At 35.0% G+C, this 26,410-nt stretch carries 45 protein-coding genes; 3 read left to right on the top strand and 42 right to left on the bottom strand.

Features of this window, described 5'->3' with window-relative positions; genetic code table 11:
- Window positions 1-9: 9 nt before the first annotated feature.
- From CSV70_RS07730 to CSV70_RS07520, 42 genes are all read right to left on the bottom strand, one after another.
- Complete coding sequence (locus CSV70_RS07730; protein WP_233191776.1) at window positions 10-1,479, bottom strand: FAD-binding oxidoreductase; 1,470 nt, start codon at window positions 1,477-1,479, stop codon at window positions 10-12.
- 228 nt (window positions 1,480-1,707) lie between these two features.
- The gene (locus tag CSV70_RS07725; protein ID WP_099628971.1) at window positions 1,708-2,016 is read right to left on the bottom strand and encodes a hypothetical protein; all 309 of its coding nucleotides are present in this window, start codon (window positions 2,014-2,016) and stop codon (window positions 1,708-1,710) included.
- A 39-nt stretch (window positions 2,017-2,055) separates the two neighbouring features.
- A complete protein-coding gene (locus CSV70_RS07720) occupies window positions 2,056-2,409 on the bottom strand; it encodes a YrvL family regulatory protein (protein ID WP_143560420.1) in 354 nt (117 codons plus the stop codon).
- A 465-nt stretch (window positions 2,410-2,874) separates the two neighbouring features.
- Window positions 2,875-3,012 (bottom strand): DUF2691 family protein, encoded by a 138-nt coding sequence (locus CSV70_RS07710; RefSeq protein WP_099628974.1) that lies wholly within the window; start codon window positions 3,010-3,012, stop codon window positions 2,875-2,877.
- Window positions 3,013-3,058: 46 nt separating this feature from the next.
- Window positions 3,059-3,226, bottom strand: coding sequence for a hypothetical protein (locus CSV70_RS16470; protein WP_158232397.1), 168 nt, complete (start codon window positions 3,224-3,226; stop codon window positions 3,059-3,061).
- Window positions 3,227-3,283: 57 nt separating this feature from the next.
- Entirely contained in the window at window positions 3,284-3,550 is a 267-nt protein-coding gene (locus CSV70_RS07705; RefSeq protein WP_099628975.1) for a hypothetical protein, read from the bottom strand.
- A gap of 200 nt (window positions 3,551-3,750) precedes the next feature.
- The gene (locus tag CSV70_RS07700) at window positions 3,751-4,161 is read right to left on the bottom strand and encodes a DUF4181 domain-containing protein (RefSeq protein WP_099628976.1); all 411 of its coding nucleotides are present in this window, start codon (window positions 4,159-4,161) and stop codon (window positions 3,751-3,753) included.
- A gap of 128 nt (window positions 4,162-4,289) precedes the next feature.
- Complete coding sequence (locus CSV70_RS07695) at window positions 4,290-4,499, bottom strand: hypothetical protein (protein ID WP_099628977.1); 210 nt, start codon at window positions 4,497-4,499, stop codon at window positions 4,290-4,292.
- Window positions 4,500-4,675: 176 nt separating this feature from the next.
- Window positions 4,676-5,257, bottom strand: a complete 582-nt coding sequence (locus CSV70_RS07690; RefSeq protein ID WP_099628978.1) for a hypothetical protein — start codon at window positions 5,255-5,257, stop codon at window positions 4,676-4,678.
- Window positions 5,258-5,326: 69 nt separating this feature from the next.
- Window positions 5,327-5,761, bottom strand: coding sequence for a membrane lipoprotein lipid attachment site-containing protein (locus CSV70_RS07685; RefSeq protein ID WP_233191775.1), 435 nt, complete (start codon window positions 5,759-5,761; stop codon window positions 5,327-5,329).
- Window positions 5,762-5,909: 148 nt separating this feature from the next.
- A complete protein-coding gene (locus CSV70_RS07680) occupies window positions 5,910-6,386 on the bottom strand; it encodes a hypothetical protein (protein WP_099628979.1) in 477 nt (158 codons plus the stop codon).
- Window positions 6,387-6,480: 94 nt separating this feature from the next.
- The gene (locus tag CSV70_RS07675; protein WP_099628980.1) at window positions 6,481-6,819 is read right to left on the bottom strand and encodes a PepSY domain-containing protein; all 339 of its coding nucleotides are present in this window, start codon (window positions 6,817-6,819) and stop codon (window positions 6,481-6,483) included.
- A gap of 134 nt (window positions 6,820-6,953) precedes the next feature.
- The gene (locus CSV70_RS16570; protein ID WP_199171603.1) at window positions 6,954-7,112 is read right to left on the bottom strand and encodes a hypothetical protein; all 159 of its coding nucleotides are present in this window, start codon (window positions 7,110-7,112) and stop codon (window positions 6,954-6,956) included.
- A gap of 117 nt (window positions 7,113-7,229) precedes the next feature.
- Window positions 7,230-7,385 (bottom strand): hypothetical protein, encoded by a 156-nt coding sequence (locus CSV70_RS16465; RefSeq protein WP_158232396.1) that lies wholly within the window; start codon window positions 7,383-7,385, stop codon window positions 7,230-7,232.
- Between the two features lie 126 nt (window positions 7,386-7,511).
- A complete protein-coding gene (locus CSV70_RS07670) occupies window positions 7,512-8,108 on the bottom strand; it encodes a hypothetical protein (RefSeq protein WP_099628981.1) in 597 nt (198 codons plus the stop codon).
- A 61-nt stretch (window positions 8,109-8,169) separates the two neighbouring features.
- The gene (locus CSV70_RS07665; RefSeq protein ID WP_233191774.1) at window positions 8,170-8,604 is read right to left on the bottom strand and encodes a putative periplasmic lipoprotein; all 435 of its coding nucleotides are present in this window, start codon (window positions 8,602-8,604) and stop codon (window positions 8,170-8,172) included.
- Between the two features lie 126 nt (window positions 8,605-8,730).
- Window positions 8,731-8,832 carry a PepSY domain-containing protein gene (locus CSV70_RS16890; RefSeq protein WP_099628982.1) on the bottom strand — a complete coding sequence of 34 codons (102 nt, stop codon included), beginning with the start codon at window positions 8,830-8,832 and terminating at the stop codon, window positions 8,731-8,733.
- 766 nt (window positions 8,833-9,598) lie between these two features.
- On the bottom strand, window positions 9,599-9,781 hold the full coding sequence (locus CSV70_RS07650; RefSeq protein WP_099628984.1) for a hypothetical protein: 183 nt from the start codon (window positions 9,779-9,781) through the stop codon (window positions 9,599-9,601).
- An 88-nt stretch (window positions 9,782-9,869) separates the two neighbouring features.
- A complete protein-coding gene (locus CSV70_RS07645; protein ID WP_099628985.1) occupies window positions 9,870-10,232 on the bottom strand; it encodes a VOC family protein in 363 nt (120 codons plus the stop codon).
- 100 nt (window positions 10,233-10,332) lie between these two features.
- Window positions 10,333-10,554 (bottom strand): DUF3953 domain-containing protein, encoded by a 222-nt coding sequence (locus tag CSV70_RS07640; protein ID WP_099628986.1) that lies wholly within the window; start codon window positions 10,552-10,554, stop codon window positions 10,333-10,335.
- 92 nt (window positions 10,555-10,646) lie between these two features.
- Entirely contained in the window at window positions 10,647-11,117 is a 471-nt protein-coding gene (locus CSV70_RS07635; protein ID WP_099628987.1) for a DMP19 family protein, read from the bottom strand.
- Between the two features lie 222 nt (window positions 11,118-11,339).
- Window positions 11,340-11,804, bottom strand: coding sequence for an ASCH domain-containing protein (locus tag CSV70_RS07630; protein ID WP_085132565.1), 465 nt, complete (start codon window positions 11,802-11,804; stop codon window positions 11,340-11,342).
- A 66-nt stretch (window positions 11,805-11,870) separates the two neighbouring features.
- Complete coding sequence (locus CSV70_RS07625) at window positions 11,871-12,272, bottom strand: DUF3139 domain-containing protein (protein ID WP_099626955.1); 402 nt, start codon at window positions 12,270-12,272, stop codon at window positions 11,871-11,873.
- 91 nt (window positions 12,273-12,363) lie between these two features.
- On the bottom strand, window positions 12,364-12,654 hold the full coding sequence (locus CSV70_RS07620) for a hypothetical protein (protein ID WP_085132563.1): 291 nt from the start codon (window positions 12,652-12,654) through the stop codon (window positions 12,364-12,366).
- Between the two features lie 126 nt (window positions 12,655-12,780).
- A complete protein-coding gene (locus CSV70_RS07615; protein WP_099628988.1) occupies window positions 12,781-13,014 on the bottom strand; it encodes a hypothetical protein in 234 nt (77 codons plus the stop codon).
- A gap of 248 nt (window positions 13,015-13,262) precedes the next feature.
- A complete protein-coding gene (locus tag CSV70_RS07610) occupies window positions 13,263-13,625 on the bottom strand; it encodes a hypothetical protein (protein WP_233191773.1) in 363 nt (120 codons plus the stop codon).
- Window positions 13,626-14,325: 700 nt separating this feature from the next.
- On the bottom strand, window positions 14,326-14,826 hold the full coding sequence (locus CSV70_RS07600; RefSeq protein ID WP_099628989.1) for a hypothetical protein: 501 nt from the start codon (window positions 14,824-14,826) through the stop codon (window positions 14,326-14,328).
- A gap of 50 nt (window positions 14,827-14,876) precedes the next feature.
- Window positions 14,877-15,140, bottom strand: a complete 264-nt coding sequence (locus CSV70_RS07595; protein WP_099626960.1) for a hypothetical protein — start codon at window positions 15,138-15,140, stop codon at window positions 14,877-14,879.
- A gap of 74 nt (window positions 15,141-15,214) precedes the next feature.
- The gene (locus CSV70_RS07590; RefSeq protein WP_099628990.1) at window positions 15,215-15,667 is read right to left on the bottom strand and encodes a hypothetical protein; all 453 of its coding nucleotides are present in this window, start codon (window positions 15,665-15,667) and stop codon (window positions 15,215-15,217) included.
- 53 nt (window positions 15,668-15,720) lie between these two features.
- Window positions 15,721-16,281: a hypothetical protein gene (locus tag CSV70_RS07585; protein ID WP_233191772.1), complete on the bottom strand. Its 561-nt coding sequence runs from the start codon at window positions 16,279-16,281 to the stop codon at window positions 15,721-15,723.
- A 21-nt stretch (window positions 16,282-16,302) separates the two neighbouring features.
- Entirely contained in the window at window positions 16,303-16,434 is a 132-nt protein-coding gene (locus CSV70_RS16750) for a hypothetical protein (RefSeq protein WP_255397460.1), read from the bottom strand.
- A 93-nt stretch (window positions 16,435-16,527) separates the two neighbouring features.
- Window positions 16,528-16,716, bottom strand: a complete 189-nt coding sequence (locus CSV70_RS07580) for a hypothetical protein (RefSeq protein WP_099628991.1) — start codon at window positions 16,714-16,716, stop codon at window positions 16,528-16,530.
- A gap of 88 nt (window positions 16,717-16,804) precedes the next feature.
- Window positions 16,805-17,092 (bottom strand): hypothetical protein, encoded by a 288-nt coding sequence (locus tag CSV70_RS07575; RefSeq protein ID WP_099660988.1) that lies wholly within the window; start codon window positions 17,090-17,092, stop codon window positions 16,805-16,807.
- A gap of 124 nt (window positions 17,093-17,216) precedes the next feature.
- The gene (locus CSV70_RS07570; protein WP_099660987.1) at window positions 17,217-17,687 is read right to left on the bottom strand and encodes a PH domain-containing protein; all 471 of its coding nucleotides are present in this window, start codon (window positions 17,685-17,687) and stop codon (window positions 17,217-17,219) included.
- A 73-nt stretch (window positions 17,688-17,760) separates the two neighbouring features.
- On the bottom strand, window positions 17,761-18,198 hold the full coding sequence (locus CSV70_RS07565) for a GNAT family N-acetyltransferase (protein WP_099660986.1): 438 nt from the start codon (window positions 18,196-18,198) through the stop codon (window positions 17,761-17,763).
- A gap of 618 nt (window positions 18,199-18,816) precedes the next feature.
- Window positions 18,817-19,266 (bottom strand): hypothetical protein, encoded by a 450-nt coding sequence (locus tag CSV70_RS07555; RefSeq protein WP_143560917.1) that lies wholly within the window; start codon window positions 19,264-19,266, stop codon window positions 18,817-18,819.
- 101 nt (window positions 19,267-19,367) lie between these two features.
- A complete protein-coding gene (locus tag CSV70_RS07550; RefSeq protein ID WP_099660983.1) occupies window positions 19,368-19,853 on the bottom strand; it encodes a hypothetical protein in 486 nt (161 codons plus the stop codon).
- A gap of 390 nt (window positions 19,854-20,243) precedes the next feature.
- A complete protein-coding gene (locus CSV70_RS07540; protein WP_099629002.1) occupies window positions 20,244-20,438 on the bottom strand; it encodes a hypothetical protein in 195 nt (64 codons plus the stop codon).
- A gap of 603 nt (window positions 20,439-21,041) precedes the next feature.
- Window positions 21,042-21,215, bottom strand: coding sequence for a hypothetical protein (locus CSV70_RS16460; protein WP_158232395.1), 174 nt, complete (start codon window positions 21,213-21,215; stop codon window positions 21,042-21,044).
- A gap of 144 nt (window positions 21,216-21,359) precedes the next feature.
- Window positions 21,360-21,749 carry a hypothetical protein gene (locus CSV70_RS07530; RefSeq protein WP_099660982.1) on the bottom strand — a complete coding sequence of 130 codons (390 nt, stop codon included), beginning with the start codon at window positions 21,747-21,749 and terminating at the stop codon, window positions 21,360-21,362.
- 78 nt (window positions 21,750-21,827) lie between these two features.
- On the bottom strand, window positions 21,828-22,067 hold the full coding sequence (locus CSV70_RS07525) for an ATP-dependent Lon protease (protein WP_099660981.1): 240 nt from the start codon (window positions 22,065-22,067) through the stop codon (window positions 21,828-21,830).
- Window positions 22,068-22,129: 62 nt separating this feature from the next.
- A complete protein-coding gene (locus CSV70_RS07520) occupies window positions 22,130-22,540 on the bottom strand; it encodes a hypothetical protein (protein WP_099660980.1) in 411 nt (136 codons plus the stop codon).
- A gap of 230 nt (window positions 22,541-22,770) precedes the next feature.
- On the opposite strand from CSV70_RS07520, the gene CSV70_RS07515 reads away from it, so the two are divergent.
- The 3 genes from CSV70_RS07515 (at window position 22,771) to CSV70_RS07505 (ending at window position 26,269) form a co-directional block, all read left to right on the top strand.
- Window positions 22,771-22,950 carry a hypothetical protein gene (locus CSV70_RS07515; RefSeq protein ID WP_085132549.1) on the top strand — a complete coding sequence of 60 codons (180 nt, stop codon included), beginning with the start codon at window positions 22,771-22,773 and terminating at the stop codon, window positions 22,948-22,950.
- A gap of 443 nt (window positions 22,951-23,393) precedes the next feature.
- Window positions 23,394-25,268 carry a serine hydrolase domain-containing protein gene (locus CSV70_RS07510; protein ID WP_099660979.1) on the top strand — a complete coding sequence of 625 codons (1,875 nt, stop codon included), beginning with the start codon at window positions 23,394-23,396 and terminating at the stop codon, window positions 25,266-25,268.
- A gap of 140 nt (window positions 25,269-25,408) precedes the next feature.
- Entirely contained in the window at window positions 25,409-26,269 is an 861-nt protein-coding gene (locus CSV70_RS07505; protein ID WP_099660978.1) for a DMT family transporter, read from the top strand.
- The last annotated feature ends 141 nt before the right edge of the window (window positions 26,270-26,410 follow it).

Here is a 26,410-nt window from a genome sequence, read left to right as displayed (position 1 = left end):
TGCGCTCCCTCATTTTACATAATAGTCGTAAAACATATTCTGGAAAACGTTATGTGGATCTCTACGTAATTTTTCATCTGCAAATGTATTCCACTGAGGATAAGAACGCCTGAACTGTTCTTTCGTCTGATAACGATAGTAAGGCAAATAATACGTTCCTCCATGGTCTAATGTCAGATTGGTCCAGTTTTGGATGAGAGACGTCGCTTCCAATATCTGCTCCTCTTTTAACCCATGTTGCATTAAAACAACCAAGCCAAACATATCCTCTTTGGCATAGTTGAGTGTTGTAAACTGATCTTTGGCAGCGTATCTAATGGTGATATTATGGATTTTAAAGTCATCATGTTTATCATTGACTGGAATTACATTCTTCAAATCCTTCATATAGGCCTCAAAACCATGAACGGGAACAAAGAATTCCTGCAATACTTCCACCCGCCCGGGCTTCGTATATTCCATAAACGTGGATTCCGAACGCATCGCATTATTTCGTGTAATCTCTTTCCCATTGAGGGAAGCAATGTAGCGCTTTTGTGTTCCCCAAAAAAGATTTTCTAAAGCGCCGCCATGTCGTCCAATATCAAGTGCTAACTTAGTTAATCGAACGCTTTGTTCTTTTTTTAACCCCGTAGTAAAATCTTGTTTTTCTGTATGATTGTAATTAATGACATACATTTCATCTAAAAAGGAGTTCGGTGCTACACTCACTCTCGCATAGTGCATGGCCGTATGTTGATCATTTAATAACCGGTCAAAATAGGAGGCATACGCACCCATTTGCAATTTTTCTGTTTGGATCGTATATAGATGATTTTCCGTTAATTCTACTGTCACATCTACTATCACGCCAAATAATCCATAGCCACCAAATATGTACTTCATCCATTCATCTGGATCCTCTCGGGTCACGGTCTTGATTTCACCTTCAGGGGTAATGATCGTCATTGCCTTTACCGTTTCTGCCATTGAACCAAAGCGGATATCCCGACCATGTGCATTGACAGATAGAGAACCACCTATTGTAAAAATCGATTGAGATTGCGTCACTTTCAAGGCCAATCCGATAGGTTGTATGGCCTCTTGCACATCTTCCCAAGTTGCTCCTGCTTCTACACGAACCGTTTTTTGCAGTTCATCTATTTCCAGTATACGATTGAATGTCCGCATATCCAGGACCACTCCGTTTTTGTAATACGTATGGCCACCTTGTGAATGCTGCAATCCAGCAATAGCAATTTGTTGTCCATTGACGTTTGCTTGTCTTACAATTCTTTGCAAATCACTTCGATTTTCTGCTCGAACCACTCTTTCAATGCGCTCAGGAAGTAATCCGGTGTAATCTGTTACTAAACCACTCTGAGAAAGTCCATATTTCCTTTTCTCAATCGGAATGTTCCATAAGATAACAGATACAAAAATAACCACTAGACTTCCTAGGAACCACGGATTCTTTACTAAATGTGCTATCGTTTGCATGTGATCTCCTTATCTAGTACGTACTGTAATCTATGCGTACCCGTGTCTCTCCTATGGTGTTAATCAATTTCATTTCATTCGGACGCGGTGTTCGGTGGCCATTTCATCCTACAGGGTAAAACTATAAGATTTTTTATATTGAGAGTATAAATAAAGACACCTGAACCATATCGTACGGGTGTCCTAATTCGGTTGGTAATGTTCATCTATTTTAACAATCGCACTTATTTAACGGAAAACAGGTGCAATAATCAGCATAATTATTGCGCTCGAAACTAGAATAGTACTGAGTCGACTTGGTAGTTTTACTTTTTCATCGCCATTGTAGAATCCAGAGAACTGAAGTTTGTTTCTATATAAGACGAAAAGAAAAATCAGAATGGATACCCCTACTAGCCAAGCACCACGAGTATCATCTACATGTATTCCAAAAGCGGTATACATTAACTTCACAAGCCCACCCATTAAGCTTCCGATAATTAATAATATAACTGCGATACGCAACATTTCCAACACAGCTTCCAATCCTTTTTTCATTTTTGTCCCCCCTAAAATAGTTTTAACATTAGTTCTACATTATTCTGCTACGCCTGATAAAACGACTGTTGTCATGGATGCGTTGACAATATGTATCACAATCCAGCTTATGATGAACTTAATTAAAGCTATCCAAATCCATTTTTCTTTACTGTGTGCTTTTGATCTCGCTATAAAAAATAAAGTGACCTGCTCTATTATTTCAAAGAACATGCCAACCAAAAAACAGAAGAAGATGAACCACAGCAAAGATCCAATTGATTCATACGAAACACCAAGTAAAGAGATAAAGCCTGCTAGACCAAAAACTATACCGCCAAAGACAATGGCAATCGACATAGCTACCAACAGAGTCATTGCTATACCAATCATAATCTTATCTCTCCACTGCAAGACCGATCACCTTTATCTATCTTCCTTAGTCAAAACTTTACATATAAGAATCAATTTATTATCGGACCCCATTTGTGCGTGATCTTCCCCGTTAATTTCATCCATTTGTTAATTCTCTACACTCAAAGGAATATTTGCTTGTGAGATTACTATGTATTTCTAATGTTTCTTCCCCACCGTTTTCCTGACATTGTGAAATTAACGACCCGATTTCCTTAGTATTAAAGTAACTGGTAGTAATGATTAAAAATGATACAACTAGCAAAAGTGTCATGATACTCATTAAAATACCTGTAGCATAATTACTTTTGGAGTAACTCATTTTTCACCCCACCACTCTTTCTTATTTCTTACTCTTGCCCTTTAAAAGATGCAGTCCTTATACACCCACTGCATCCGATTACGGAAAGAATTAAATAACTACAAAAAACAAGAGAATAAAATACGGTATAATGCAATCCCGTATTACCATTTGACCAAGGATTTACCCCAATAGAACGCAAGACATGATCGCCAATGCCATCTTGATACATCAACTTCTTTTAAGATATCGAATAACTGTTTACCGTATTCATTGGGAATTTCAAAGGAAATGCCTCGCATCACGGTCTCCCCTTTTATAAATACTTTTCACGATAAGTGTATGCACTTATCCTTTTCTATTCAATTGAAAGAATGTTAGTATTCCCACGAACCATAACAGTCCACCTACTAGATGCATGATTTTATTGCCTTGGTCTCCCAAACTGTTAATCGTGACCGAAAACATACCTCCGCCTAGTACCATCGTTAAAATAATTAGTATCTTTTTCAACACGCCAATCAACTCCTACTATGTGAATCTGTAACACTTCTTAAGTTTACGAAAGACTTTTTACCAATTAAAGATCAACATGATGACGCTTGAAGTAAGGAATACAACAAAAAATGCAAGCATGTAATACGTTTTCACTTGTTTTGGAGCCTCATTTTTCTTTTCGTAATCTTTCCAACCAATAAACAAACCTACAAACATTCCTATAATTCCTAAACGTAAAATCAAAATGACGTAATCATAAAGGGGCTTATAGGAAATTTCCCGCATTCCGTTACCCAAATCTTGTACATCTTTATAACTGACAAATAAGATAGAAACCGCCAATCCAAAAAACAACCCGTATATAGTGATTCGCTATCTTAAAGATGTACACCACCTTATATAACTTATTAAATACTCGGATAATAGGAGTGATGCATTTCTTTATGCCACAAGAAATCTCGCCATACTACTGAATAAATCGCTTATCTTTAAGTAAGAGTCGCACCCAAATGCTTTAGTAAAGCTACTTGAAATATTGATCCTTATGAAAAATATTCTAGCCAGAAGTAGAATCCAAGTAAGCATACAAAAGTTAAGGTAAGCGAGAGTAGAGATACCTGAAAGTCTTTTCTGTTATCCGAAAATTTCCATTCCATATATGTTTGAACACCGATTCGCGTTAACACGAAAAGCCCAGATAGTATATATGGTATAAAGAGCTGACTAGTAAAAAGAAGTACACTAGTTATGATAGAAGTCACGAAAACTATACATAATATCCAATCGATTTTTTTATGTAATGTATTTATTTGTTGATTTGAAAACCATTTATTTTTACTTGCACCTATTCTATAACGAAAAATAGCTGGAATAACACCAACCAGTAAAATAACAACTGACAGGATGATCATCATTTCTATCCAAAACCCATCTGGTATTCCAAGGTACCCCATTTAACTCCACTCCCTTCTATATTTCTTCTCCTTCTTTCAATAAGTTCACTTATATCATCTGGCTGGTTTTATCAATTAGCAGCAGATTCCTTTGCCGAAATTACACCTGCTTGCGAGTTGATTTATGTTTACTCATCAAAGTTGCTATTCTTATTTTTGTTTTTCCTCCATGTTAGGAAGACTGATAATTCTCCTATAATTAATCCTATTGATGTTAATATTATTCCAGTTTTATAGTCTGGGTTTTCAATTACAAGTCCGCCAATACCAAATCCTATTAGAACCCAAAAAATTATAAAGAGATAACTCTTCACTCTCCCCTTAAAGTACTCCATCATAACAACTACCTTCCATCGTTCAGTTTTCAGTGGATTTGAAACACAAACATTCGGCCAGAAAGGAAACTCATGATCGAAGATACCTTGCTACATTTCCCCTTTTTCAATCCAATAGCAAATACAGATATCAAAAATAACGCCAGTAACAAAATAATCCACCCGCTTGTGAAAAGTCACTATTTCAATGGCACCTTCATTTTCCCATAATATAGATACTTCTGGTCTTCACTAATTGTATAGTTATTCTTCTCAAACGAGTCGACTGTCTTATAATCATCCTTTTTGGAAAACCTTTGACTTTCACTGGTCACACGTTTATAAAGTAAAGGGTAATGCTCCTTATAAACTGCAATATATAATACCCCTTCCCCCAGATGCCCTTGATGACTAACCTGGTGGACAGCGTAGTTATCAGTCAAAGAAGGATCTTCTATTGATGTTAGACTTTGTGAAACAATCAGCATAGGAAACCACATAAAAACGGAATAGATAAATAGTAAAAATGCTGCAAAAGAGATGACCACACGTTTAAGGCCATCAAAATATATAAAAGCTACAGTAAAACAGATGGTACTCATTAAAATATCCATTGATGGTGCTAAATTCAATAAGTTGATTTCATATGTTCTTGAAAAGATCATGAAGTCGAAACCCTTTACTAAAACAATCGACACCACTCGCAGAACTAGATAAACGGCTGATAAAATCATTAAAACCCTGTATATATACTTTTTAATCGTATTTAAATGTGTCTTCAAAATACCCCTCTTAACCGCCGTATTAGATTCTAAGCCTGTTTAGCAATATGACCCGTCAGTTCAACAAAATCACTGATTATTATTATGCAGTTCAAACGACTCTTCCAAGTCACCCCATTTTATATGTACTTTTATCACTTCATCTCGCTCTACTTTTGCCCCACCTTTAGAACTACCTGAAGATGAAAATATTCCTGATGATGGAGGTTCCGTAAACTCTTCAGTACCACTCCCTTGACCACTGTTGGTTTCAAAGGAGTATTCGATTTTTTGTAATGAAGTCAACTCTTTTAAAGGACCTTTGTATGTTAATATAAACCTAAAGTGATCTTCGTTCGAAATGGCTTTTTGCCCGTCTTTCTCTTCCCACTTCTCTGTTCCATTATAAGTATACTCAGCTTCCCAATGCTCACTTTCCCCAATAAATATATAATCATTGTTGTTAGTTTCTGAACAAGCTGTTAAGAGTATTATTGCAAAGAATAAAGTTATTATTTTCTTCAAATTAACTCTCCCCCAAGTAAATATGAAGTTAAATTATTACCATATATTAACCATTCTTATACACTTCTATAAATACCTATTCTTCCACTAAACGGACGCATTACTTAAAAGCACGAAAGTTATTCTAGAATTACACCCATTTGCTGAACTATTTAGTTGAAAGCTCTTCTACAGTTGATGTGGATATAGTTTGCTCTCTTTTTTCTCCGTCTACGGTGTAATGAATTTTCATCTGCCTATTATCATTTTTATTTACGTTGCTTAATTTCACTTTCAGAATAAGAGTTCCTTCTTCTTTAATTTCATGTCCTTGGATATTTTGTTTTCCACCTATAGTATCTTTGGGATAAACTCCAATAGCTTTATTTGGATGTCCACCATAAAACTCGTAAGAAATACCCTCTGTATCTTGTATATCTGTGTCGCCAACCACTATCTTAACGGAGTCAATAACAGCGGGTTGGCTTCCAGACCATTCAATAGGCACGACCAAAAAGTAGGGCTGATCTGGAGGGAATTCGTCAGGAGACATACTGCCCACTGTAAACTTCCCTTGATCTTTATCCGAACATCCACTTAACATGATTACTATACAAATTGATAGAACGACAATAACTCTTTTCAACATACCACTTCCTTATCTAAAAAAATCTAGCCCGCTTGTTGCGCAACGGTTGTTCAATTAACGCACTTATTACTTAAACAGTAAAATGGAATACTTAGTTTAACGGTCCAAATATATCAATGAGTTTACCTGTATAAGCATCTATAACAACTGTTGGCTCGACACCATTATTTTTTATAGTGACTTCCCAATTCATTCTATTTGTTAAATTGCTCCAAAAACCACTCTTTTGATTTAGTGATACCGCAACGTTTTCTAATGGAGTATCATTCCAATCATAATCTGAAAACGACTTTCCCCACTCCTTTGGTGGATTTTGCAAGTGTTTTTCTGCATGATCTAACGCTTCCCATGTACTCATGATTGGCAACTGATATGAGTATGAAAAAAACATCGCAATAATAATAACTAAACCAAATAAAAGTTTTTTCAAATAATCACTCTCCCCCGTCAATTACCTGGTCGTCATGTAAATCGGAGGCAAACTCCACGATTTGGCCCGATTCTGGAACACAGCTATACTGCAAATGCACCCGATTAAAAAAGATTCCCATTTATTTTCGATACCTAATCTTTGCTGTCTATGTACTCTCTAATCCCATCTATCTTTTTATCCATTTCGTCTAATTTATCTTTCGTATGCTTAATAAAATTGGCAACTCTTGAGATTAGGTAAATGATAATAATAAAAAATATAATATTTACTCCGGCATCAACAGCATCCATATCTCCCCACCTCTTTTTTATAGATCATTCTATGCAACATGCTAGCTCTTTTACTGAAACGAGAGCAAATTCTTATTAAAGAATAACCCCATTTATAGCAATGAGTTACCAACAAAGCTAATCTATTTGCTCTTTTTTCCCGACACCATATCCCATAAAAACGCCCCACAGTAGTATAAGCAAGAAATCCCCGTCGAAGTTTTTTTTAATGATACTAATCACTAACCAACCAAATAAGATTCCTGCAATTAACAACATTATATTTTTAGACATATTTAATACTCCTTCATTTTGGAATATGGCGAATGTATCACTGAACAATAATACAAAATAACCCGATTGTGGAAAATCCTTATTTAGTTATCGCATCCATTAATTGAATAGTATTTATACAAATTTTCACTTGTTAAATTCGGCTTTCAGAAGGTAAACCACGTCGTATTTTTCTAACTCTTTCATATTCCCTTCAAAGTCTTCATAAAAATCAGTAGAAAGACTACTCATAGTTTCACCACTTGAATATGCGATATTAGCTAGCAAGAGCTCACCTTCAATAGAATGATCCTTGCCTTCAAGGTTGTTCAAAATGCTTGCCATAGCATCTAAATCATCTGAAGTTGTCTCGGAGTTATTTATAGAACTCATACCCCCATTACCGCTAATCCCAATATTGAATGTCTGCTTTTTTCCACTATCATATGGATTAGTAGTCGCAAAGATAATAGAGCCTTTTTCCTCTACATCTGTTATTAATGAGCTTATTGCATCATTAACCAACTTACCTGATTCGTATTTTTCAACCCATACTGATACTTCTTTATAATCACTGTCAACATTGAAGTCGAAAACAAATGATTTGTTTGAAGTAGTCGAAAGTATTGCATTCTCTCTCTCTGTTAATTCAACAGCAGAAATCGTATTTGATTTTGAATTATTATTAGCACAAGCACCTAAAACAAATACCAACAGTCCTACTAGTGCAAATAACCTTTTCATATTATTCCTCCCTTTAACCATCTGCCCTCATTCAATTTAATGGCCCGTTAATTCAAAAAATTTACTGACTATTATTATGCAATTCAAATGACTCTTCCAAGTCATCCCATTTTACATGTACGTTTATCACTTCATCTTGCTCTACTTTTGCTCCACCTTTAGAACCGCCTGAAGACGAAAATATTCCTGATGATGGAGGTTCCGTAAACTCTTCAGTGCCACTCCCTTGACCACTGTTGGTTTCATAGGAGTATTCAATTTTTTGTAATGAAGACAACTCTTTTAAAGGGCCTTTGTATGTTAATACAAACCTAAAGTGATCTTCGTAAGAAACAGTTGTTTGTCCGTCTTTCTCTCCCCATTTTTCCTTTCCATTATAGGTGTATTCAGCTTCCCAATGCTCACTTTCCCCAATAAATATATAATCATTGTTGTTAGTTTCTGAACAAGCTGTTAAGAGCATTATTGCAAATAATAAAGTCATTATTTTCTTCAAATTAACTCTCCCTTCAAGTAAATATCGAGTTAAATTATTACCATATATTAACTATTCTAACACACTTCTATAATTAACTCTTCTTCCACTAAATGGACTCATTACTTGAACAGTAAAATGGAATACTTAGTTTAACGGTCCATAAATATCAATGAGTTTACCTGTATAAGCATCTATAACAACTGTTGGCTCTGCACCATTATTTTTTATAGTGACTTCCCAATTCATTCTATTTGTTATATCGCTCCAAGAATCACTCTGGATATATTGTTGAACGGGTGCTAATCCTCATTCCAGAATTGCCCCCGTTAACTAAATTTCATAGTTTTAGCTTTTCCTTCTGAAATTCCAAAATACATTGCTAACGCGAGTAAGATTATCGGAATAAGTCCTACGTATTTCAAAGCAATATTTATCCCTAAAAAATAATATGAGATAGGCAAAAAAGTAATTGCGCTGATTAACATGTAAAACCAAGAACGCCTTGAAATCCCGAATACCATTGTCATAATTGATATCAAAAATGAAGCGTACCAAAGTAAAAGCATGCTAATTCCTTCCTTGTATTGTTCTTCAAAACAGCCCATTTAAAACACAAGTCTAATTCCGTTATTGCACCCGTTAATCCTTATTTTCCTTTTGAAAAGCTACTAAAAACTGCTCCTACTAAAAACAGTGCTCCTACTATGTTCATAATTTTACTACCTTGTACTCCTAAATTATTACTGGTGATAGAAAGCATAAGTCCTCCTAATACTGCAAAAGACACTATTAATATTTTTCCCCAAATAATAATCAACACCTATCATGTTTTTATACTAACTGGCCCGTTTGGTGCACAATAGTTTTTCAGTTAACACCCCCGATTACTGAAAAAACCGGCGAATAAGTGTTACTTATCATCCCTACGTTGTTGGCTATCTTTAATTCTCTTCGCCATTGCCAAGAAAATAAATATAACTAATGCCACTGCACTCATTTGCATGTAAACCATTTAATTATCTAAATCATCATCAGTAAATGACTTTTTATTTACTACAGGCTCGGTTGTTCTTTCTATTGACTGTCCCACTACAGACTTGTTAATTCCTTCTTTGACTGCTTTATAGATCACTAGATAAAGAATGAATAATCCTATAATCCAGAGAATAATCATCCCAAAAACCTGACTTGCCATTAACTCTCACTCCATTCTTTATACAAAGCTTCCCCGCTGCTAGTACGGTGTATATTCAACAACTGCTTCCATTTGCTGACCCCTGAACTTATAATGCTTGAATCATTTCTACTCTGTTTCCAAACGGATCTCTAAATTCAAATCGGTCATAACCTGGAATTGGTACGCCTTCAATGTTTTGAATCGTATGTTGTTCTAACACGCCTTTCCAATGTAAGAGATCCTCTACCAGATAAGCTACATGCGCTTTTGTTGTTAAGCGGTTAAAACCGTCTTCTGTGCCTACGTGAACTTCTCGATCGCCGACTTTTAACCAAAATCCTCCACGACCAGTAAGTGAGTCTGGCTTTTCTACTTCTTTCAATCCCAATACTTCACAATAAAAATGCTTACCTTCCGCTTCTGCATTTTTCGGAATTGTGATCTGGGCATGATGCAATCCAAGAATCATTTACCTCTCCCCCTCTGTATTGATACTTTGCATTTTCAATAATCTTGGCCGTATTGTTGAATGAATGCAAATCCTTATTCCAGAATCGTACCCGAGTGCTTTATAAAATATAAACTCCAACAAACAAGACAAATCCCGCTGTAAGAAAAAGATTAAAGGCATTTGCTTTTCGTTTTTGAAATTCAGTAATTCCCATAACTATAAAATTCAGCCCCATTACCAGTAACAAATAAGGCATTATTACTCCTATTGTGCCAGTTTTCCAACCATAACCCACTAACGCTATCCCCATAACCATGAAAATTATTCTAAGTATCTTCACTGCTACACCTCCAACTAAATGATCCGATTGGAGCCTTATCCTTATATAACCACTGCACCCGATTACGCAGGGTACTAGTGCTTCCTTCACGATTAATTTTCAACTACTTCAATTAAATCAGTATGAATACTAATAAAATATGTTTCTAATAAATCGGCTAACTTCTGATTAAGCTTGTAGTATTCATCATCAGCTTTTTCAATAACATTATAAAATTCATCTTCTTTATTCTCACCATTTTCCAAAACAACGTGCAACCTCCACATTTCTTGACCATACTTTCTCTCAATCATTGCATAGTCGTGAGCACCAATTTTCTCAAGTATAGCTATTAATTCTTTCAAATAACTTTCTATTCCTATTTCTTCGATATACGATCCAAACCGGTTGAGTAAGCTTTCATGTCCTCCGCTCTCAAGCTCAGAATAGTATTGAAACACCATACATGCTTCATTGACGACAGTATCTTTGGATGGTAAATCACAGTCACATACTACTGATACAACTGCATTCCATATATCGTCCTTGTTCAATAAATCTTCTCTGTTCATTTTAATTCTCATAATTCCCTCCCTCAACTCTTCTCATACTATTCATTTGTACAGTATGAATAGTGTGATAAATATTTCCGTTAAACGTGACCACAATGAAATTTAGCACCTGCACGATGTAGATGCCAAATATGACTTTCCAATATTTTTTTCAAATCAAAACACTCCGTAGTCTAAAATGCTAAATCTCATCCGATTGATGGAGATTTCTTATTGAAGAATTGCAACCGACCGCTAAGACTTGACGGGCTGTTCATCTTTTACATGGATCACTTCAAAGCGTTCACAAACGAGAAGCATATCTTCTGAAAATTCACGTTCAATCGCATGTAATTCCTTTCTAAAAAACTCCTCATGTGCTTCCCACCAATATCTGTACGTTCTATCCCCTTCACCTTCCGCTATAGCAAACTCTTCACTTACTTTATTCATTGGAGTTATCGTAACCTCTACAGTCTTAGTAATGGCTACGGGTTGATCGGCACTGTTTAAAATAATATTGTAATCTTTAGTTGTTGGGAGTGGTTCATTTTCGAGTTCGTAGAAAATGTGACCTGAGCATGTTGCAGTTTTAATACCGTCCACTACTAATTGTGCAAGGTAATCAGGTGCAGCCCCGAATTGCCACGCACTAACAGATTGTGGTTTCTCTTGATTTCCCCAATATTCATCCCAATATGTTTGTGTAGCTGAATTCATAATTCTACCCTCCATTAGCTTTATCTTTATTGATCTAAATGGTCCGATTGCAATATAAACAAGCCGTTATTGGCTTCTTTTCGGATTTTCATACCCTTCCTTCGAAGAATAGCCAACGAGATTCACATCACCATCTTCGACTATATACAGATAAGCGACTTCGAGTTCGTCTATGAATACCACTTCAACACCTGCCGAGGAAAAAGCAGATCGAGTAGCATATCTACTTACCCAATCGTCTTCAGGATACGTTTTTTCTAAATAGGCATTAACAATGTCTTCATGTTCGTACCACTCTTGAAGCGATGACTCTTGTTTGTACATCACATAATAAGTCTCGACGGATGCGACAACAATTGCTAGAACTAACAGGATAGTTCTAACCTTTTTCCAAAAAAGTGCGACAATGAGCAACAATATTAAAGGTGCAACTAAAATCATGAAAAGAATTACACTACTGGGACTCAAAACACGTACCTCCTAATCGTTGCTTATTTTATAAAACGCTAAGATAAATTCTCTATTGGCTATGAATCTTAATGAAGGTAAGGATTTATTTTTAAATAATTGTTTTAGTTTCTAACCATTTCTTGAAGTTCTGTCGTTCATTTTTATCTCTAAGAAGCTTTCTAACTTTTTTTCTAGATGAAAAATAATCCTTAAGTTCTTTATCTTCCTCTATCAATGAGTAGATACTTGGATTACTTTCCGATAACTTCCTAAACCAATATTTTTCTTTTACCAATCTAACATTGGATGAAAGTCTTCTTTCATTAGAAAGGAAAACATAATTAATATAAGTAAAAGTATCCTTTATCATTTCCCATATAGCCCTATCGTTTGTCTTCATTTATAGCTCCTTTAAAGAAAAGTGTATATCGAAACTAGCCTGCTATTTCATTCAACAAGCCTTACTCAATATGGTGCGATTGTGGAAAATACTATCTTGAATTACTCCAAACAAACCCAAATATAGTTAACTAAAAAAAACATTTTTTTGTTTTTCACTTTTCTTGGATTTTCGCTTTGTATAAATAACATAAGCGGCATTTCCAATTGTTGGAATTATTGCTGCTGTTAATAAACCAAGTACCCAATATATATTAAGAATATTAAAATCAAATATTAGGAACAAAATAGTTGCCACAATAAACGCTCCCCAACCTCTGATAGCCCAACGCCACGGATGTTGTCTATTATCGGAAAGCATATTAATCCCCCCGCCCGATTGCTTAAAGTTAAATTTAATTTTAGATCACTCGGGTTACATATTGAGTAGTCTTGGCAACATAGGCACCGTAAGCGTAAGTATTAATTCTTTTTCGTAATCTTCGACCGATTTTTTTCTAATTCTTCCCGGTTATTGAATCCATCAGCAACGCCTATACAATCCTCATATGCAATTCCTTTCTCTACAAAATCAATATTAAAATGGATTGTTTTATGACTATTAATTACTTATTCAGTTGGCATATAACCGATTACTTCATTGGTAGTAGAGTCAACAAGGATTTGGGGTGTTCCAGTAACAACGTTTTCTACGTCCTCAAAAGTAACGACCAAAACTTCCTGACCCTCATATTTTTTGTCTAACAGAACATAACGATTATCGGCCATAGTTTCTTCTACATCTGCACCTTGCCAACCATCTTCAGCTGTATTATTCCAACCTTTTTCATTAACAAATACCCATGCAGCAGCCCTAACATCACTATATTCGTCAACGTTATTTACTTTTTCTGAGTTCAATTTATTTGCGCAACCCATAATTAGTAAGGCTGACAACACTACTAAGAAAAAGCATATATATTTTAACTTCACTTTCCATCGCCTCCTCGCAAGGTTGGACGGCTTAAAATCATAGAGGTTACAATTATTCTGTCATATTACAGAATGGTTTTGTCCCAGTTTCTATATATTTTATCTAGTGATCATAAATTTAAAATGGATGATCTGGCCGTCACCACTAAGTTTAATTTTTACTTCATAGGTATCCAAATTTATATCAAACCAACATTGATAATCATTTATCAAAAATCACTCCAATTCATTTGTAATCAAAAACTCCTGTGTTTTGTAAAAATGCTATCTTGTTCAACTAGATGGCTCTATAGTGGCACTAACTTTCTGCCGTTAAAGGGAAAGTATAAGTTTATTATTTACTACTTTTCGTTTCTTGTTCGAGTCTGTCAATTTTCTTTTCAATTCTATTAAGTTGACTTCTTCTCTCTTTGTTAGTACGAAATAAAAACACTATGGCAACTATAATTAGCATTACAAATGCAATTAGAAGGATTTGAGCTAATGCATCTGCAATGCTAAAAACACTTTGTTTACTTTCCAAAATCATTTCAGAATTAATTTTACTCTCCCCTTGTTATTGATTTATTTCGAACGAATATTAGATTTCTTTAACTCAATTAATTTAATTGGCCCTATTACTAACAAGGGTGCAACTCCTTGTCATACAATTGCCACCGATAGCGAAATATTTACTATCCGTAAATTTACTCCGTTCATGTTATTCCTCAAAGTAATCAGATATAAAAAAAGGATTAACTCTAAGTTCCCTTAAAAAATATTTTATTGATGTATGCTTATTTAAGTAGTCACGTTTAGGAATTAACACTTCTTCTTTCAAGCGCTTGTATAATTCATTATCAATTTCGATGGTTGAATAAGCATATTTCCCACTATTTTCTTCTTCAATGCCAATTAAAAATGAAATGATATATTCATACATAATAGGAAAATCACTTTCAATTTGCTGATGACGCTCTACGAATGCCTTAATAAACTCTTCCAAATAAGATTCTTTATCTAAAAACGGGAAACTACAACCGCTATACCAATTTCCTAAATACACTGTAAATACAGCAATCGCATAGCGACGTGTTTCCTTATCTGAAGCACCAAAATAATTGTAATACGCATCCTCTTCAAAGCTTTGACCTGTATCAAAATAGCCAATTTCGATTCCCTCAAGTCCTTTTTTCACTTTTTCAATAATCTCATTTGGCACGAAGATCCCTCCAATCAAAAAATGATTATCCACTGGATTTCCTAGAAAATTCACGCCGCTGTATTAGTATCTATCTCACTTTTTCTAACGTCAGAAATTGTCTTTACGGCCACAATTAAAAAGAGAGCAATAAACCCTACTTTGAATCCTATTGACCAATTCCATATGAAAGTCGAGAAAGTGACTCCAACTGTTAATGCTATATGGTATAGAACTTTATAAGATCTTTTTGAAAAAACATCTATTACAAAAAACATAATGAATAGAATCATGAATATATTTCTTAAAACTTCAAACAGAGCATCCCAATCCATCGTTTAACCTCCTTCACAAAATGGCCCGATTATGGAAAATCCTTATTCATTTATTACGCTCTTTAGCTGAAGAACTAATCTGATGCACCATAAAATTTGTAACCATCCACAATTTGAAGAAATTCTTGGTTACTCACTTCTAACCAATTATTCTCCAAAAGAGTCCCATTATTTGCATTTATTTCTGCAACAGTTTTATTTGATTCTCTCGTAATAAAGTAAATATTTACGTCCTTTACTACGTCCAAATGTTCTTTAGAATAACTCTTTATAGCTTCCAATAATGCTTTTGTTTCAACAGCTACATCAAATTCCAGATCATCATTATTCAAAGTTTCAGAATGGGGAAGCATCTTAAATTCAATGTTTAATTCTCCTACTGTAAAATCAACAACTAGAAAATCATAAAAATTTTGACTTTTATCTTTTAAATAAGCTTGTATTTTTTCTTCCTCGCGTTGGGTGCAAGCTGATAACGTTAAAATGGAAGTCAATAATAATAACATGAGCAACATGTATTTTTTCATTGCTAAACTTCACTTCCTGTAACATCGGATAATGGTCCGATTATTGATTCAACTTATTTTATCAGCACTTCAATTTTCTCTTTATTCTGTTCAACTAGTTCCTCTAATAACTGATTTGATTCTTCGTTATAATCTGATATCTGATTTTCATTATCATTATCAAAATGATATGGCCCTATTTTTTCTTCCAGGTACGTAAGCACGTAGGCATTTTGTTCACTTACTCTTCTGGTATATTCCCGTTGAAATTCCTTTGTATCCATATCAAACTTTTTTGCCTGCGATTCAGCAAATTCCCGTATTTGCTTGCTATTCAGATCTTCCGTGTCTGCAGGTGGCAGTACTGCAAACGTGTCACTATCTGCATCCAGATGTCCAGAAATATCAAGGCCCATTTTCTTCACTTCCTGTTTCACCAGTTCTATCCGTATGGCACCGTCCAAATAGTTCAATGCTGTTTTATCGGGTAATAAGAACCGTAAATCCCCAACCGTGATCTCCTGCCCATTTACGATGGCTGCTGGTTCATCATTATCATATTTCGCTATACCGCTGCAGCCCGATAGCAAGATAAGGAGAAGCAGCACGAAACAGAACTTCATAGATTTTAACACCCAGACACCTCCTATTCTTTATTAATCTGTATTGAAAAAAGCTTGCCATATAAGCTTGTTTCCTTCTTGTTTAAGTACTCTTAATCCTTTTAAATTCCTAAGAATGGCATGGAACAACGCTTGATGTACACTAAGCACTTTCAAACTTTCCATTTTCAAACTCCTTGCATACTAAATTCACTATCTCAATGGAATTAGGAGAATCCTTCTGTCCTAATGGCATCCTTTTGTTTAGATACTTCATTCTCATTTTTGACGTATTAACCATCTTGAGTAAAAAAGTAGCTCCCCGATTATTAATCCAATTAAAATGGCGACAACAGCAGATTTATAATCAGGTTTACCAAATGAAAATGTAACAACTATAAATCCAATTAATAAACCAAGAATTATACTTATATAAGTTTTATATCTTTCCTTCAAGTATATTTTCATAGTCAATCCCCCTTCTAACAACTATTCATCAATATGGTCCTATTGTGAAAAAACCTCATTCAGTTATCGCGCACAATTGTGTTGTTTATCATTGAGTTATAACAAAATATCCAATCCAGCCGATCATTATTATTACTGGCACAATCAGCAAAACCGATAACCACATTATATTTTTCTTAAGCGATAAAGCTGAACCGAGATAAAAGAACGGCAAGATTATTCCCCACCATCTGAGTATTGGTGTAGCAGCTAAATAAATCGAAAAAGGGATTATTAGCAAGAAAGAAATAACGAGAAACAGTGGCTTTTTCTTAATTAAAGAAACAATAGAAAAAATAATGGAAGCAAGCATAAATGGCCAAAAAAGTATAACCATATTTCACCCTCCTATCTTTTATATAACACCGATGTATTACTTTCTCGACAAAATGGCCCGATTATGTTGTTTTACGCGATGCTCCTGTTAAGCAATTGCCACGAACGTGAAAGTAATAGTACCTCTACTTTTCATTGAATTCCAAAGAAGTCTTGTCTACTTGTATATTGGGATTTACAGCTAACAATGAATGTATAAGTTCACTCTCATTTCTTGGAGATATATTTATCACGTCATATTTACCATAAAGAATCTCCAACCTGTCAACGGATAGAGCAGGCGCTGTAAATGGACTTTTCGTTCTGCTGATTTTTTTGATCTCGTTGATATTTACCTTACTTTTAAACGGACCAAATTTTAATTTCAGCAACTTCCCCTCAACCTTATAACCCGTTCCAAACCAAATCCATATTAATAAAGCTAAAATGGATGCACCTATGATATATCCAGGGATACTTTTATAAGTGATTAGTTGCCAGCCAACAGGTTCTCCACCGAATATGTAAATCAAAATTATGAAAAGTATAAAACCCCAAACTATTAAGAAAAACCAAATGTCTTTCTTGGTTGGAAAATACAATTGAATCGCCTCCATTTAGACACTCATTCCATTAAACGGATCGTTTGTGGAAAATAATTATGCAGTTATCGCGTCCGTTAACGGATTATTATTTTAAAGGTTTCTTAAATACATAGCTTACTTTGTCATAATCCATCTTCTCCTCATAAAAACGATGGGCGTCTGTACGCTGTAATCCCGATGATAAGGCGACACTTTCATAGGCATTTTCTTTAGCCCATTCGTGTACGTAAGCCAGAAGCTTTTCGCCATATCCATTTGAACGTTTATTCTTATCGGTAACTAAATCACATACCCATACAAAACGCCCGTAATAAAGAGTTATCATAGGTTTAAATCCTGTAACAGCGACAATTCCCCCTTGGTCATACAAGGCAAACAATCTGTACATATCCTTTTCTTTGGCCTCTGTTACCAAATCAAGATAGGCTTTTTCATCAAGATGTGTACGTAATTGATTCATCACTGGAAAAGCTTCAAGAATTTCCTTTTGAGATTGGAGTTCTCTGATAGTTAATGTATCCATTGGCAATTTCCCCTTTTAATTTTTTTCACAATCTGGTTCGATTGCGGAAAATGCTTAGTCACTTATCACGCCCTCTTGCAGGAAAATAGTTATCCCATAAGATGTGTTATAAAATATAGAAAACCATATGATCCTAGCGAACCAATACTTATTACTAAAACCATCACCGATAAGATTAAAGGTCTGTAATCTGACCTCACCTTTGAATTAAAGAGGAAAATAAGGGATACACATATACTGGCGATAAAAAAGATCAACCATAGAATATTTAATGTGAAACTTTCAAAATTTATAAGGAAATTAGCTATATAAAATATGTTTATTAACAGCAGTATAGTTAAAATCATTTTTTTCAAGTTAACACCCCTAATCAACTAGATTATCTTCCTAATTTACACAACAATGTGGACCGATTGTGGAAAATCCTTATTCAGTTATCGCCCTCGATAAACAAAGACTAACTAACCTACGCGCCAAGGTTTTAATTACCGATTAAGGTTATCTATCTTCTTCTCAATTTTATCGAGTTGCTTTTTTCGCTTATTATTAGAACGAATCAATAAAACAACCAAGACTATAATTATTGATATTGTTGGGCAACCTTTTACTATGACTTAATTACTCTTTTACGGCTCTAATATCTTTTATTGAATTCCTAGCAATTGAGTCTTCCTTCGTTATCTGATGACCTTCAACAAGCGAAATATAATAATCTCCATTCGATAAAGGATAAAAGTTCTGATCTTCTTGCTTTTTTTCAAAATAGATGGTGTATCTGTGTTTGGAATCTGTTTTTAACTCCCAACTTCCACCTGATTCCATAGTGGCATTTGCTGATATTCTATTGGCAGTGTAGCCTTTTTTAGCTTCTAGCAATTCAGCTACAAAATAACTGTTTTCATTTTGTTCGATCACTAACATTTCTATTGCATCCGTTGTAGTGATCAAGTCAATACTTCCTTTAATTCCTTCGCTTTGAATCAAGTCTTCCAAAGCAGCCTCTGGTGTTGGGAAGTAATTTATATTATTCTCTTCGCTACAAGCAGATAAGAGGAAAAAGCTTGTCATTAGTAAGGTAACAATGAAACGCTTTATGATATTCGCCTCCTTCTAATCCCTTATTTGGACCGATTACAGCAAAGTCCTAATACTCAAATACACTCGATTGGTTAATTGACTAGTAGAAAATAATAATATTTTACTTCATGCAATAAACTGCTTAATTTAAAATATGAAGTAAAAGCGATACATGCTGCTATCGCTCCAAATGCACCTAGAATGATGGTACCTCCGCTATTAAGCATCTTTCTTTTTTTCTTATAAAGAATAAGCGTCACTACAACGATGATCAAAAGATAACAACCCGATAGAATCAATACTACTAATTCTAAATTACTGTCATTGACAGTAATCATAAACTTCTCCAAGTCCTTTGCATTATCTTCTGTTTCTAGAATTACTGATTTATCATCTTTGTAACTAACTTCCCAATTGAATTTATCCGCATCTTTTTCTACGGAATAAGAATAACCCATAACTGAACTATCAGATATAACTTCGGAATTTTCCTGTATCGTATCTTTTTCGCCTGCCGAACAAGCTGTTATCAATAACAAACACAAAGAGAGAAACATTAACAAGAAATTTCTATTCATACTCTCCCTCCCCGCGGTTTATATAATGTACTGACCAGATTGCGATATGGACAAAATCGCTTATAAAGCAATCTCGCCCGATAGCAGAACATGAAAGTTACTACTTATCCCACCACTACGACTTTTTCTTCCATTTGTAGAAGTAGAACCACATGATGAGGATAGTCCAAATTATCGCAGGTATTACCGCTGGAACCATTCTCGGCAAGTTAGTAAAACTCCTAAGGCTTACTTGTACAAGTAAAGTTGAACCAACAATTAGAAACAGCACGCTCAAAAACTTAGCGTTTATTTTAATTCCTTCACTCATTTACTTCAGCCTCTCCCGTTTAATAGAATGGCCTTGTTACTGAATAGGGTCCATATACCTTATAAAAGGATCGCCCCCGTTTATTGCACATATTTATTGTCAGGAGATTTCGATTCGCCTTGAAGAAATAACACAGAAATTAACATAATTACGCCTATAATCCCTACTATGAATTCAGCGATGTAAAAGTCAGAATCTCTTATTAAACGAATAAGAAATCCTCCACCAAAGATTATTGTCATGCTCATACCAAGAATTAGAAATGCAGTTTTCATTGCTTCCCCTCCAAGCATAAACTATTTCGCAAAATGGCCCGATTCTTGTATAAACCTATTCACTCGCGGTCTTTTCACCATATTTATTTTCCATAATGTAAAAAACAAAAAGTATTACGAGAATCACAATTGGAGTTGTACTATGCTCCATTAACCCGAAGTACGGCAATATTAAAGACAGAAGTATGAATGTTGTCGCTACCAATCGTACGATAATAAGGTTTTTAGGATGTTTTTTATTATCCAAATTACTCTCCCCTTTTTAAAAAAATGGCCCGATTGTGGAAAGGACGCAAATCCTTCTTCAAGAATTGCGCCCGATAATCGAATACGGCTATCTTTTTCTATTCATTTGAAAGGCTGTCATGGATGCCGAGAACATCAACAAACCTCCTCCAAAATTCATTATTCTATTGCCCGTGTCCCCGAAACTATTAATCGTCAAGGAAACCATAAATACCCCGATTACCATTGCGAAAACTATTAATACCTTTTTCCACACGCCAATCCCCCCTAATATTTACGTCAGTATGCTGCAAATTGGCCCGATTGAGGCATAATTCTTATTCAACAACGGCTCCCGTTCGTTGAAGTACACACTTTCTAAAATCCTTTATTTTTCTTCGGTTTTTTAAGACTGAAGTATGCTCCTAAAATTAAACCTACCGCCGACAATCCATAGATCACAGATTTACTATCCGTATGAATATTTAAATTAGATGTAACCACAGCCAATATAAGTGAAATCAATATGAGTAAATAGAATGTAGATTTCATTTTCTCACGACCCTCTTCTACTAAAATTTGCTATTGCTAAAAAAGCCCTAACTATATTAAATTGGCCGCTTCCTTGTATACGTTGTACCACCATCACGCCATTTTCTAGCTCATCAAATTCAAATTAAAAGCACAACTTCCACTTCACATTCCCCTAAACTCATTTGGCACATGAACCAGTACATACTTTTTCGTCCACATTTGTGTTGTAACGAGTAAGGATTCACCTTCTTTTTCAAAGAAAAGGCCTGAACCCTCTTTTGCTGTAAATACCCAACCTTTGGAGCTTATCATTTCTTTAATCGCTTCATCAGCTACTGAAATTCCATCATTCTGACTTCTTGTGATATACCAAGTGAAGTCTTCGTCCGTGTCGATTTCTATAATCTTTTGATCCGAATCATTCAATTGTCCAATGACTTCTTTTGCCGATCGGTTTTCTATCGGTAGAGAAGGATAATAGGATTTATTCACAACCATCCACACAGCTGCCATAACTGCAAATACCGCTGCGATCATGCCAATCCATTTCACACGCGCTCACCCATTCCTACAAATTGTCGATACACATACACCACGTTGTGTCATTCACTTCTTCCCAACCGAAGCGTCTCAACCATTTTGCTCCTGTTTTTCCCGTTCTTCTCGCTCAAGAATATATCTCTCGTATGCATCGTTCACGCCATCGTACGCATCGACTGGAACGGTATGTTGATGTATTTCCTTCAACAACCAAAACGACCTGAAAATCACTCCGACAATGATGGCAGCTAACACATACCAACCTAAAGGTCCTATAAACGCCAAAACCCCTAAAACACCCGCCACCAAAATACATCCTACCAACTTCATACTCTCTCTCCCTTACTCTGCAAACAACATCAGATTTTCTACCACGATCATCTCATCTATTTTCATAATCCCATCAACTGAATATGCGTTTCCTCATCGTCTTTAAACACTCGCATATATTCATACGTCCGATCCAATGTAATGGTGTATAACTTATACTCGTCTTTTGTCGGTCCATCATTCTGATTCAAATAAATCTGGAAAGAATCTTCATCCGTTCGTATATCCAAATCACCAAATCCTTTTCCACTATCCAAGAAATCTTGATTCAGATACACATATCGTTTCATTTCTTTTTCTGAGAACATATAGATGCCGTTGCCCTCAGCCTCTTCAGACGTTTCTATGCCATCAATGAAACTTTTCACATCTGCATTGACTTGGTCGATGGACACTTCAGAATAGGTTAATTGCTTCTCACCACACTCTACCAACACACCCATAACCAGCAGCAACACGAATAATTTCTTCATGTTATATACGCCTCCTGTCAGTTTAATGCCAAAACCATCGCATAAATACTTCCAACAAATATACCATTATTTCCAAAGATTACATATAGTACGTTTAATATTTTGCAATAAAAATTCAGAAGACGTTTGATAATTCGCAATCTTCTACTCCGATATGGTAAAATGGAAGTGAAGTCAGATTCTCTTTCTTGAAAAGCATACTAGTTTTTTATTATAAGGAGGAATGGCAAATGACTAAAGATGGTAGACAAGAGATTATTAAAAAGAACGAAATGCGGTCGAAGGAAATTTCCAAAATGATTGGCGAAGGCGGAATCGGAGCGGAAAAGTATTACGATATTAGAAAAAAAACGTCTACAGAATATGTATCAGAAGAACATAAAGAGAATGAATCTGACGGCAATAAATAATCTAGTTAACTGCTACAGAATTCCTTAGTACAACCAACGCGCTACTTTCCTATTTCATGGAAAGTGGCGCATTATTTTGTGTGAAGACAAAAAAGACTTCCACAGTACACTATCGAGTTCGGTTGCTGGGGAGAAAACATGAAAAAGCAATTAAAAATGAGACATCTATTCACATGTGAATGGGTGTCTCATTTTTCGTTGTCATATCAATATATTAACAGTTTTAGAAGATGAATTAATACGTCAATTCCCACATAAATTTATGTGGTGTTGCAACAACCAGTCTTATACAGATGAGGGATAAGGAAGAAGTTCATTAAACCCAAAAATCACAATGCCGAAAAGGTAGATTAGCTCATATTAGAACGTGCGTGAAATATTTTAAAAGGTTATAAATATTCCAACTTCAATGCTATTATATACTTATCACAAGGAGGTACTGCATGAATAAAAGTTTTGCCATTTTATTGATACTAGCTTTATCTTTGTTTTTTACCGAAACAATTTATGCTAATGAATTTACAACACCATCCGGCATTCCATTATCCAATGTAGAACGTTTCGTTGACGATTATGTAAATGAATATATTGGTGAAACAACTGCCGGTGCGAGCATTGTTATTTTGAAAGATAATAAAGTTGTTTTATCAAAAGGATATGGTTATGGAGATATTGAGAATCAAATTAAAATAAATAAGAATGATGCTGTTTTTGAATGGGGTTCAATTAGTAAATTGTTTGTCTGGGTGTCAGTTATGCAATTAGTCGAACAAGGGAAAATCGATTTAGATGAAGATATAAGGATCTATTTACCGCAAGGATTCTTAACAAAACTAACCTATGATGTTCCTATCACAATGTTGGATTTAATGAATCACACTGCTGGATTCGAGGAAAATATCTTTGATTTGGGATACGCTACTGAATATCCTGTAAAATCTTTAGAAGAAGGATTGAAAATCGCTGAGCCACGCCAAATATATCGTCCAGGTAAAGTCGTTGCTTATTCTAATTATTCAACTTCTCTAGCCGCATATATAGTTCAATTAATCTCCGAAAAAGACTTCAATGAATATGCGGAAGAACATATTTTTCAAAAACTAGGCATTCTAGATTCAACTGCCTACTTGCCACTAGCAAGAAATGAGCAGATAACAAAAAATAAAGTAAATGGATATGAACTTATTGAAGAAGGAAATTTCAAACCATCGATACCATTCTATATGTCCATGTATCCTAGTGGTGGATTAAATGGAACATCTCAAGATCTAGCTAAGTTTGCAATGGCGCTTATGCCGAGTTCCGATAATGAAAACGTTTTATTCAAGGACGAAAATACGCTAGGTACAATGTTTTCGCAGAGTTATGCTATTAATGAAAACGTTCCTGGCATTGCACATGGTTTTTGGGAGTATGATGGGAAGTTTAAAGGTTTAACACATGGCGGAAATACAGTTTCCTTTTCAAGTAATTTTCATATCGTCCCTGAAGAAAATTTCGCTGTAATAATATTAACGAACCAAGCTTCAGAACTTGATATTTCCTATGGACTGATGAAGGAATTGGTTGGAGAAAAAGAGATAGATGAAGTAAAATTAGCAGACTTACCAAACTCGCAAGAAACAGAAGGAAAGTATCTTTCTGCTCGTAGGATAAAAAGTGGCTTCCTAAACTTGTACTACTACTTACTACCACTTACAGTGAAATCAATAAATGAGAATGAAATTGAAGTAAGTTTGGCAGGCATGAAAGCTAACTACGTCCAAACATATCCAAATGTTTATAAAATGACAACAGGTAGTAATATGTTTATTCTCACAAATGTTCTTTATTTTTCAATGAAGGACGGTGAAGTTAAACAAATTTCTACATCGATTTCAGATTACCTCCCTGTAGATAAAAGTACGTTTTGGTTAACCATAAGTGCTGTATTATTCATTTATTGTTTAATATACTTTATCGCTTCACCATTTGTTTTAATCGTAATCAGTATTTTAAATCGAAGAAGAAAAATACCCTCTGTAAAAATAAAAAAATGGGTTTACCTATTAAATATTGTTGGTACAGCATTTATAGCAAACCTTTTTATATTAGTAGTTAGGATGTTAAATAATAATGCTCGAAGTTATTCTGAAGTATTCCCACAAATAGTTGTCAATTATATTTTGACTATTACAAGTGCTGTTTTCATTGTTTTCATTCTACTTAATTGGAAAAAGGAAACTTTAATGAAATTCCAAAGGGCTATTTATCTTCTATCAATCGTTACTATTGTTATATTAATCTTTTTACTTATAACATGGCAGTTTTATTCTTAAGTAATACTCGCAATAAATTATTGAGTCACTTTTTTAACTACGAGAAGAATTTCACTTAAACTTCCATCAAAATTAAAAAACGCTCAGATTTCTGAGCGTTTTTTCTTGCCATCTATATTGTCGATTTGCGGTTGAAACTGATGCTGATGCTTTGGGGTTCATCCTATTTGTTTACGAAAATAGGTCTTGATTCTTTTCAGGAGTTTAACTTGATAGCATTACGTTTTGGCATAGCCTTTATATTAGCCGGCGCTGTATTCTACAAGCGTTTAATACGTATAGATCTCAAAACAGTGTTTTATGGATTTCTACTAGGGTCCATCTTGTTCTTATTATTTACTGTTGTTACTATCGGATTAAAATTCACGTCTATTTCAAATGCAGGGTTTTTATTTAGCCTCTCAGTTGTATTTGTTCCATTGTTACTAGCAATCATTTTTAGAAAAAAACCTGAAAACAAAGTGATTTTTGGTGTGGGCATCTCCATTACCGGGATTGCTCTATTGACGTTAAATAATGATTTGAGGATCAATTCCGGAGACTTCCTAATCATTTTAGGTGCATTATTTTATGCCATTCTCATCATTGTGACAGACAGGTTGACGAAAAACGTTGATTCTATCGCACTCGGGATTTTACAACTCGGCTTTACTGGGGCATGGGGGCTGCTATTTTCATTATTTCTCGAAAGGCCACGTCTTCCTGACACAACAGAATCATGGGTTTCTATACTAGCTTTAAGCATACTTTGCAGTGCAATTGGATTTATTGGTCAAGCATGCGCACAAAAGTATACTACACCAACAGATACAGGTCTTATATTTTCATTAGAGCCCGTTTTTGCAGCATTATTTGCTTTTATTTTCGTACATGAAACACTACAAGCTACAGGATATGTAGGGGCAATTCTTATCTTAATAGGCATCTTAACCGCTAAGTTTAAATTTAAACGGCCTTTCAGAAAAAAATTCCACCAAACAGTTGATGGTTCTGAAGTCTAGCCTACTATCCACGATTACCATGGTAAAGGATATGCAATGGCATGTAATTATTCATTGCAAGAGTCCGGCTAGCATCTTTAGTGTATTGTGAGATATTGCACCTTAGTATACGTGCAGTATCTCACATGCAACATGTTAGTA

The sequence above is a fragment of the Sporosarcina sp. P25 genome (assembly GCF_002743235.1).
In the GTDB taxonomy this organism is placed as follows: Bacteria; Bacillota; Bacilli; order Bacillales_A; family Planococcaceae; genus Sporosarcina; species Sporosarcina ureae_B.
The sequence above is the reverse complement of the archived record's forward strand: the minus strand, read 5'-3'. Positions and strand labels throughout refer to the sequence as shown.